This is a genomic window from Arsenophonus nasoniae DSM 15247, assembly GCF_000429565.1.
Classification (GTDB): Bacteria; Pseudomonadota; Gammaproteobacteria; order Enterobacterales; family Enterobacteriaceae; genus Arsenophonus; species Arsenophonus nasoniae.
Window position 1 is genome coordinate 91,687 of sequence record NZ_AUCC01000003.1, and the last position, 7,765, is coordinate 99,451.

Below are 7,765 nucleotides of genomic sequence, written 5' to 3' on the forward strand. Positions count from 1 at the left end.
GCTTAATCGCTTTTTTCAAGTTTATTTTGTTGAAAGCTGGATAGGATAATGAATATTAAGATAAGAAAATGATGCGATAAGTTACTGTCAGTTTTATTTACAGAATGATTGATTATTCTATCTTATTAAAAAAGATAATTATTAAATATTGGTGAAATTTATGATGTATTTGTTTTTTTTAATTTATGGAAAATAAAATTTTTTGGTGCTTGATATTTTTTAATATTTAAAACCGATTTTATTTAAATAAAAAATAAGCAGGTATGTCCCTAACAAAATTGTGGCAACATCTCTCTTTATTTTAACGAAAAATGATATTGCTTTTTGTTAATATAAGGCACCGCATCTAAATGTAAAAAATATCCTCCAATTATTTGATAAAGTGTGAATTGATGATTAATTAATTTTATAAGTAATGTCAGGAATGAGATATACCTAACAGTATACTTGCTGGAGTTAACCCATTAATTAGATAGTCAGGTTGACCATCATAGGCGATTTTCCCTTCTGTAATGACAATAGCGCGTGTGGCTATTTGGCTAGTATCTTCCAAATTATGGGAAACCATTAACAAGGTCAATTGGCGTTCATCACACACCTGTTTAAGTAATTTTAACATTTCATTACGTAATGCCGGGTCAAGAGCAGAAAAAGGTTCATCTAACAATAAAATCGGTTTTTGGCGGATCAAACAACGCGCTAATGCAGTACGTTGGCGTTGTCCACCTGATATTTGAGCAGGTAAACGAGTCATACAATTATTAAGTGAAACTTGTTCTATGATCTGCTTTACTGCGCGATGTTGAGCTTGATCCAAATGTAAATTTGCTGAAATACCTAACGCAATATTTTGCCAAACAGTTAAATGAGAAAAGAGATTATTTTCTTGGAAAAGGATGGAAACTGGCCGCTTGGCGGGTGGGGTAGCTGTATGATTTTGTCTATCTAGCCAGATTTCACCCTGCTTTGGATATTGAAATCCGGCAATTAAATCCAGTAGCGTACTTTTTCCTGCGCCGCTAGGGCCCAATATTGCTACCCTTTCAGCTTTATTTACTTGAAAATCAAACTGCATGGTTAGATTTTCATAACAATAAACAAGATGATCTAATTTAATCATGCTCTTTTCCTGATAAATATTCTAATAAACTAAATAAGCTGAAACAAAGTAATAGCATTAACAATGCGGTAACGGCCGCATCACTATTATGGTAAGAGCCTAATTGTTGATAGAGATAATAAGGTAGGGTACGAAAGTTTTCATTACCAAACAGTGCAATAATACCGAAATCACCTATTGAGAGTATACAGGCAAAAGCGAAGGCTTGTCCTATTGTACGTTTTAATGCTTTTAATTCAATTAAAACTAGTCGATTTATGCCTTTAATCTGTAATGAAAGGCATAATAAATTATAGCGCTCAGCTAAGTCATACATAGGATTTTCTAATATTTTTAAGGCATAGGGAATAGCCATTAAAGCATTCGTTAAAATGATTAAACTATAAGGTGAATAAGTTAAACTAAGGGTATTATTGAGCAATAAAAAGAAGCCGGTTGCTAAAACGATGCCTGGCATTGCAAGTATTAATAATCCACTTAATTCCAGGGTTCGATAGGATAGTATCGAGCGGCGACGACGTAATTCCCGACTACTCCAAAGCAGCATCAAAGTAAAAATAATACAAAGTAGGCCAGCACTAATCGCGATAAAAACCGAATTAATAAATGCTTGCCATAAGCCTGGTTGTTGTAACACGTGTAATAGTGTTAAATTTAAACCATCATTGATAATTGCCAATAAAGGTGGAAGTAGGAAAAATATTGCAATACTAATCAGTAGCGTGTCCCACCATTTTTGCCATCGATTATCCGCTGGGTTTTTCCACTGTAATTGTCGACTAACACCGACGGAAAAGACAATATTTAATTTTTGGCTTAATAATACTAAGCTTAAACAACAAAAAAGTTGGATTAGAGCCAGCAAAGCGGCTTTATTTAGATCAAAATCATAACTTAACGATTGATAGAGAGCCAATTCAATAGTGGTTGCAGCAGGTCCCCCACCAAGCGTCAGTACAGTAGCAAAACTAGCGAAGCACAGCATAAAAATTAGGCTGGATGTTGGTAAAATTTGTCGTCTAAGGTAAGGCCATTCAACAATACGAAAATTTTGCCATTGGTTCATGCCTAGTTGCGCGGCAAGCTGGCGTTGCTCAACAGCAATACTTTCTAGTGCGAGCAATAACATTCGGCTAGCTAATGGTAAATTAAAAAAGATATGTGCTAATAAAATACCTTTCAGACCATAAGGCGTAAATTGGTAATTAATTCCTAACCATTGACAAAATTGAGCGATCCATCCCATCCGACCGTAAACGGTTAATAAACCAAAAATAGCCACGAGAACTGGCAATACCAGTGTCATCGAGCATAAGCGTAAAAATAGTATCCGACCTGGAAAATGCCGTCGAAAAAGGGCTTTGGCTAAAAATATCGCCGGGATAACCGACAATAAGGTTGATAGTAATGCTTGCCAAAATGTAAAACCAATGACATGCCATAAATAGCTATCATCAATAAATCCTTGCCAACTTATTTGAGGGGCATGTAACCATAAAGTGCTGAACGTGACTACAGCAATAGTAATTAATAGGCCGGACACGACTATGCCAGGCCAAAGTGAACTGCCTATTGGTGGCTGACGGCATTTTGCCATAAATAGATCCAATGATTGCGATGTTGAGTAATGTCTTCCGCATTAAATTGTAATGATTTTTTTGGCACGGCTAATTGTTGATAAACCTTAGGTAAGGGGATATCAATGATTGGATACATCCAATTGGTTGTCGGCAACGTTTTTTGCACGGTTGGCGATAGCATAAATTGTATGAATTGTTGTGCGAGTTTAGGTTGTTTGCTCGTTGCTAATTGGGCAGCTACTTCAATTTGCAGATAGTGTCCCTCACTAAATATTGCTGCGGCATAATTATTTTTTTTATCATTTAACAGATGAAAACCGGGTGAAGAGCTATAGCTGAGGACAAAGTCACTTTCACCTTTTAAGAACAACCCATATGATTCGCTCCAACCTTTGGTAACGGTTACGGTTTTTGCAGCCATTTTTTGCCAAGCTTGGGCACTATTTTTTCCATAAATTTTTTGTATCCAAAGTAATAACCCTAAGCCTGGTGTGCTGGTACGAGGATCTTGGTAAATAATTTTCCATGGTTGGGAACTATTAATCAGTTCATCAAGACTTTTCGGTACATGAGTGACCCGCGTTTTATCATAAATAAAAGCAAAATAACCATAATCGTAAGGGATAAAAATATTGTTATCCCATTTTATGGGTAATTTTAGTTGACTCCTGTCTATTCGACTCTCAGTAAATAAGCCCGTTTTTTTTGCCAGATCAATTAAGTTATTATCAAGTCCGAGGACAATATCGGCAGGGCTATTTTTTCCTTCCATTCTAAGCCGATTTAATAACGCTACTCCATCATTTAGGCCTATTAGTTTGAGCTCACAGTTACAGATTTGTTCGAAGGCAGGCTTGATTGTAGGCCCTGGCCCCCAATCTGCGATAAAAGAATCATAAGTGTATACGGTTAATATCGGTTTTGCTTGGAGCGTGAAAGCTGAACAGCAAATTAAGCTAGCACTAACTATTTTTAGCAGTACATTCTTCAATACTCAGTTCTCCTATATAATTAAAAAACAGTGATGCTATAGGATCTGAGGAATAGACAGTAATGAAGCTATTTATTGATGAATAAATCATTAGAGTGGCTCAAATCCCTACGCCGATGTTGATCGGATCAGGTTCGACGGGTTTTTCTCAGCCAGCGAATAACAACATTGAACAGAGCTAGCACCCCGTTGAGATGGCCTTATTGTAAGATGTTATCTTATAATTGCAAATACTATATTTGATAAAGGCTTACCATATAGAGTAGTATGAAACAATAAGCTATCTTTTAAATTTTTAACGAGGTAGTCAGATGGTTGACAATGATGGCTACCGCCCGAATGTAGGAATTGTAATTTGTAATCGACAAGGCCAGGTATTATGGGCTCGTCGCTATGGGCAACATTCATGGCAGTTCCCTCAAGGGGGCATTAATCCTGACGAATCGCCAGAACAGGCAATGTATCGGGAATTATTCGAAGAGGTTGGGTTGGATCGTAAAGATGTTAAAATATTGGCATCTACCCGGAACTGGTTACGTTACAAATTACCTAAACGTTTGGTGCGCTGGGACACAAAGCCAGTTTGTATTGGGCAAAAGCAACGTTGGTTTTTGTTACAATTGGTTTGTAATGAACATAATATTAATGTGCAAACAAGTAAAACGCCTGAATTTGATAGTTGGCGTTGGGTGAGTTATTGGTATCCTGTTCGTCAGGTTGTTTCTTTTAAACGCGATGTTTATCGACGTGTTATGAAAGAATTTGCTCCGATCGTTATGTCACTGCAAACTAGTGCAGTGACATCATATAAGAGTCATACCTATAGGCGTAAACGTGGCTAAATAAATTTAATAAAAGTAGGTTAATATTTTAATAGCCGATTTTTGTCGTTTATAAAGCGAAGTGAGAATAGTAAAAGCTACGCTGGTTTATTTTTTGGCAAAATAGGCATTGAATAAATTGGTTAATAAATTTAATCAATAAAAAGCCATTAGATTTTTTTAAACAGCATGCAGTCATGCAATTCTATCAAACTCTATAAAACTAAAGAGTGGAGAAGATGAATAATAGTTATATTGTGTTTCCTAATATTGATCCTGTTATATTCTCGATTGGTCCAGTAACCCTTCATTGGTATGGTTTGATGTATTTGGTGGGATTTGTTTTTGCTCTATGGTTGGCAAAGCGAAGGGCAGGCAAAGCGAATAGCGGTTGGACGAAAAATGAAGTTGAAAATCTGCTCTATATTGGTTTTTTAGGTGTCTTTATTGGCGGGCGTCTTGGCTATGTTTTATTTTATAATTTGCCTATTTTCCTGAGCAATCCTCTGTATCTATTTAAAGTCTGGGACGGAGGGATGTCTTTTCATGGTGGGTTAATTGGTGTGATATGCGCTATGTGGTGGTATGCTCGTAGGACTCGCCGCCATTTTTTTCAAGTTGCCGATTTTGTTGCGCCATTAATTCCCTTTGGATTAGGCATGGGACGTATTGGTAATTTTATTAATGGTGAGCTTTGGGGACGTGTAACATTAGACACGCCATGGGCAATGTTATTCCCTGGCTCACGGGGAGAAGACATTCAGATTGTCAGTCAGGACCCTTCTTTATTACCCATTTTAGAACAGTATGGTGTATTACCACGACATCCTTCCCAACTTTATGAGATGTTTTTTGAAGGGATCGTTTTATTTATTATTTTAAATCTGTTTATTCGTAAGCCCCGTCCAATGGGGAGTGTTTCAGGATTGTTTTTGATTGGTTATGGTGCTTTCCGTATTTTTATTGAATTTTTCCGGCAACCAGATGCGCAGTTGGGGCTATTTGGTGGTATAAGTATGGGACAGATTCTATCTATTCCTATGATCATTATTGGTATCTTTATGATGATCTGGGCATATAAGAAAGATAGCCATTGTACAAATTATTCTATTACTAGCAAAGTAGAAAAAAGTAAGTAGCAGAAGATGTTAATACATTTTTTTTTATTTATAGTATTAAATAATAAATTTTTAGCGAGTAATAATAATGAAACAATATCTGGATTTATGTCAGCGTATTATTGATGAAGGTCAGTGGATAGAAAATAAACGCACAGGTGTTCGTTGTTTAACAATTATTAATGCTGATCTTGAATACGATGTCGCAAATAACCAGTTTCCTTTAATTACAACTCGTAAAAGTTTTTATAAAGCGGCTATTGCTGAATTATTAGGTTACCTACGAGGTTATTCAAGCGCTGCGCAATTTCGAGATATTGGCTGTAATACATGGAATGCCAATGCGAATGAAAATCAGGCATGGCTTAATAATCCGAACCGTAAAGGTGAAGATGACATGGGGCGAGTTTATGGTGTTCAGGGGCGCTCATGGCAACGGCCTGATGGCACTTATTTAGATCAGCTACAAAAAGTCATTAGTAACCTTTCGGTTGGGATAGATGATCGGGCGGAAATAATCACTTTTTACAATCCGGGTGAGTTTGAATTAGGTTGTTTACGCCCTTGTATGCATACTCACACTTTTTCTCTGTTAGCTGGCACACTTTATTTAACTTCATACCAACGTAGTTGTGATGTTCCTTTGGGGTTGAACTTTAATCAAATTCAATGTTTTGTATTATTGGCACTCATTGCTCAGATCACGGGTCATAAACCAGGTAAGGTTTATCATAAGATAGTGAATGCTCACATTTATGAAAATCAACTTTCAATCATGCGTGATATCCAGTTAAAGCGTGCTCCTTATTCTTTGCCGCAACTGCAGATTAATCCTGACATTAAGACATTAAAAGATATTGAAACCTGGGTAAGTAGCCATGATTTTCAGGTCATTGGTTATCAATATCATGATGCAATTAAATATCCATTTACGGTATGACGACTTTTATCGGTTACTGTAATCATCCAATAGGAAATCAGTAACGATCCTCTCATGACTATTTCTAATTAATATTATGGTTGCATTAGTAAATAAATCGCTTCTGAAAACATTAAAATTTGGGAGGCGTTTCTATTTTTTTTGCCAATTTTTTGTAATACAAAATTTTTAATAGATTTGTTTCCCTTCTATCTCATTTGACGATTTATTTTTTTATCCTAAATACATAACAATAGTCTGTGTTAATTGGGCTATATATGGCAAAAACAGATGCGCCAACAAGGGTTCACAGTGCTTGAAATGATCATTGCGATTGCAATAATCGCGTTGATTGCTGTTGTTAGTATTAAGGGATGGCGGAATTATCAACATAAAATACATTTAATTGTTGTTACGCAAAAAGTGGCTGCTTTTATTGCCCGTCACCAAATGCAGGCAGCTTATTTGAATCAGGAGAGGCAATTGATAATTAAAACGGATAAAACGTCAAATTGGATGTTAATAGTGACAATTAAGGGTAAAAAGGATAGCCAGCAAAGTGCAGAGATGAAATGGATTAACAGGCATGATGAAATTCTGTTAAAAAGTTACAGCCGAATATCGACCTTGTTGCTAGGGAAAAGAGGAACAGCATTACCGACAACTTTACGTTTTAGCAATCACTCAGAAGATATTTTGATCATTATTTCTGGTTTGGGACGAGTGCGTTTATGTAGTCATCAAAGGCTGGGAGGAATAGCCAGGTGCTAAATAAACCAATTTCTTTTAGTCTAAAGCAACAAGGTTTTTCACTAATTGAAGTCCTAATCAGCTTAATAATAAGTAGTATTGTTTTTCTCGCTATTATAACGCTATACCCATTATTAACGCAGCAAATTAATCGATTATATCAAACTTACCATCTTGATATGATGGCGAGACAATTTTTATTAATGTTGGGAAAGGATGCTCGACGTTCAGGTTATTGTTTTGGCGATTGTGTTGGAGTGGCGTTGAAAATTAGTGAAAAAGAAGGGGAGGCAGAGCATTCCTGCATTCATCTTATTTACGATTACAATTTAGATGGCAAATGGGAAAAAGCAAAAGATGAGACTTCTGATTTCTTTATCTATCGTATGCATCAAGGTAGGTTGCAAATACACCGTAGCTGTAGTGGTCTAATAAAACTGTAGAGATTTATAGCTTATAATTAAGC

General features: G+C 36.2%; 8 protein-coding genes and 1 riboswitch. Of the genes, 5 read left to right on the forward strand and 3 right to left on the reverse strand.

The features are described from left to right. Nucleotides 1-418: 418 nt before the first annotated feature. Genes thiQ through thiB form a run of 3 tightly spaced genes read right to left on the reverse strand, consistent with a single transcriptional unit; the run spans nucleotide 419 to nucleotide 3,679 of the window. Nucleotides 419-1,120, reverse strand: a complete 702-nt coding sequence (gene thiQ, locus G468_RS0101415) for a thiamine ABC transporter ATP-binding protein ThiQ (RefSeq protein WP_026821577.1) — start codon at nucleotides 1,118-1,120, stop codon at nucleotides 419-421. Continuing rightward, the gene (thiP, locus tag G468_RS0101420; protein WP_026821578.1) at nucleotides 1,113-2,717 is read right to left on the reverse strand and encodes a thiamine/thiamine pyrophosphate ABC transporter permease ThiP; all 1,605 of its coding nucleotides are present in this window, start codon (nucleotides 2,715-2,717) and stop codon (nucleotides 1,113-1,115) included. The genes thiQ and thiP overlap by 8 nt, the downstream gene beginning before the upstream one ends. After that, nucleotides 2,690-3,679 (reverse strand): thiamine ABC transporter substrate binding subunit, encoded by a 990-nt coding sequence (thiB, locus tag G468_RS0101425; protein ID WP_026821579.1) that lies wholly within the window; start codon nucleotides 3,677-3,679, stop codon nucleotides 2,690-2,692. Before thiB ends, thiP begins: the two co-directional genes overlap by 28 nt. A gap of 99 nt (nucleotides 3,680-3,778) precedes the next feature. After that, a riboswitch (TPP riboswitch) is annotated at nucleotides 3,779-3,890 on the reverse strand. 112 nt (nucleotides 3,891-4,002) lie between these two features. Here thiB and rppH point away from each other — a divergent pair. The 5 genes from rppH to G468_RS19405 all read left to right on the forward strand — a co-directional run bounded on the left by rppH (nucleotide 4,003) and on the right by G468_RS19405 (nucleotide 7,742). Next, on the forward strand, nucleotides 4,003-4,533 hold the full coding sequence (gene rppH, locus G468_RS0101430; RefSeq protein WP_026821580.1) for an RNA pyrophosphohydrolase: 531 nt from the start codon (nucleotides 4,003-4,005) through the stop codon (nucleotides 4,531-4,533). A gap of 218 nt (nucleotides 4,534-4,751) precedes the next feature. Then, nucleotides 4,752-5,651: a prolipoprotein diacylglyceryl transferase gene (gene lgt / locus G468_RS0101435; protein WP_026821581.1), complete on the forward strand. Its 900-nt coding sequence runs from the start codon at nucleotides 4,752-4,754 to the stop codon at nucleotides 5,649-5,651. 67 nt (nucleotides 5,652-5,718) lie between these two features. Beyond that, nucleotides 5,719-6,570: a thymidylate synthase gene (locus G468_RS0101440; protein WP_026821582.1), complete on the forward strand. Its 852-nt coding sequence runs from the start codon at nucleotides 5,719-5,721 to the stop codon at nucleotides 6,568-6,570. Nucleotides 6,571-6,840: 270 nt separating this feature from the next. Beyond that, on the forward strand, nucleotides 6,841-7,320 hold the full coding sequence (locus G468_RS0101445; RefSeq protein WP_026821583.1) for a prepilin-type N-terminal cleavage/methylation domain-containing protein: 480 nt from the start codon (nucleotides 6,841-6,843) through the stop codon (nucleotides 7,318-7,320). Further along, nucleotides 7,314-7,742, forward strand: a complete 429-nt coding sequence (locus G468_RS19405; protein WP_051296902.1) for a prepilin-type N-terminal cleavage/methylation domain-containing protein — start codon at nucleotides 7,314-7,316, stop codon at nucleotides 7,740-7,742. Before G468_RS0101445 ends, G468_RS19405 begins: the two co-directional genes overlap by 7 nt. Nucleotides 7,743-7,765 lie beyond the last annotated feature (23 nt).

Bases quoted from the DNA above. Each gene is read 5' to 3' on its own strand.
- thiQ (WP_026821577.1), bottom strand. From the start codon at position 1,120: ATGATTAAATTAGATCATCTTGTTTATTGTTATGAAAATCTAACCATG.
- thiP (WP_026821578.1), bottom strand. From the start codon at position 2,717: ATGGCAAAATGCCGTCAGCCACCAATAGGCAGTTCACTTTGGCCTGGC.
- rppH (WP_026821580.1), top strand. From the start codon at position 4,003: ATGGTTGACAATGATGGCTACCGCCCGAATGTAGGAATTGTAATTTGT.
- lgt (WP_026821581.1), top strand. From the start codon at position 4,752: ATGAATAATAGTTATATTGTGTTTCCTAATATTGATCCTGTTATATTC.
- G468_RS0101440 (WP_026821582.1), top strand. From the start codon at position 5,719: ATGAAACAATATCTGGATTTATGTCAGCGTATTATTGATGAAGGTCAG.
- G468_RS0101445 (WP_026821583.1), top strand. From the start codon at position 6,841: ATGCGCCAACAAGGGTTCACAGTGCTTGAAATGATCATTGCGATTGCA.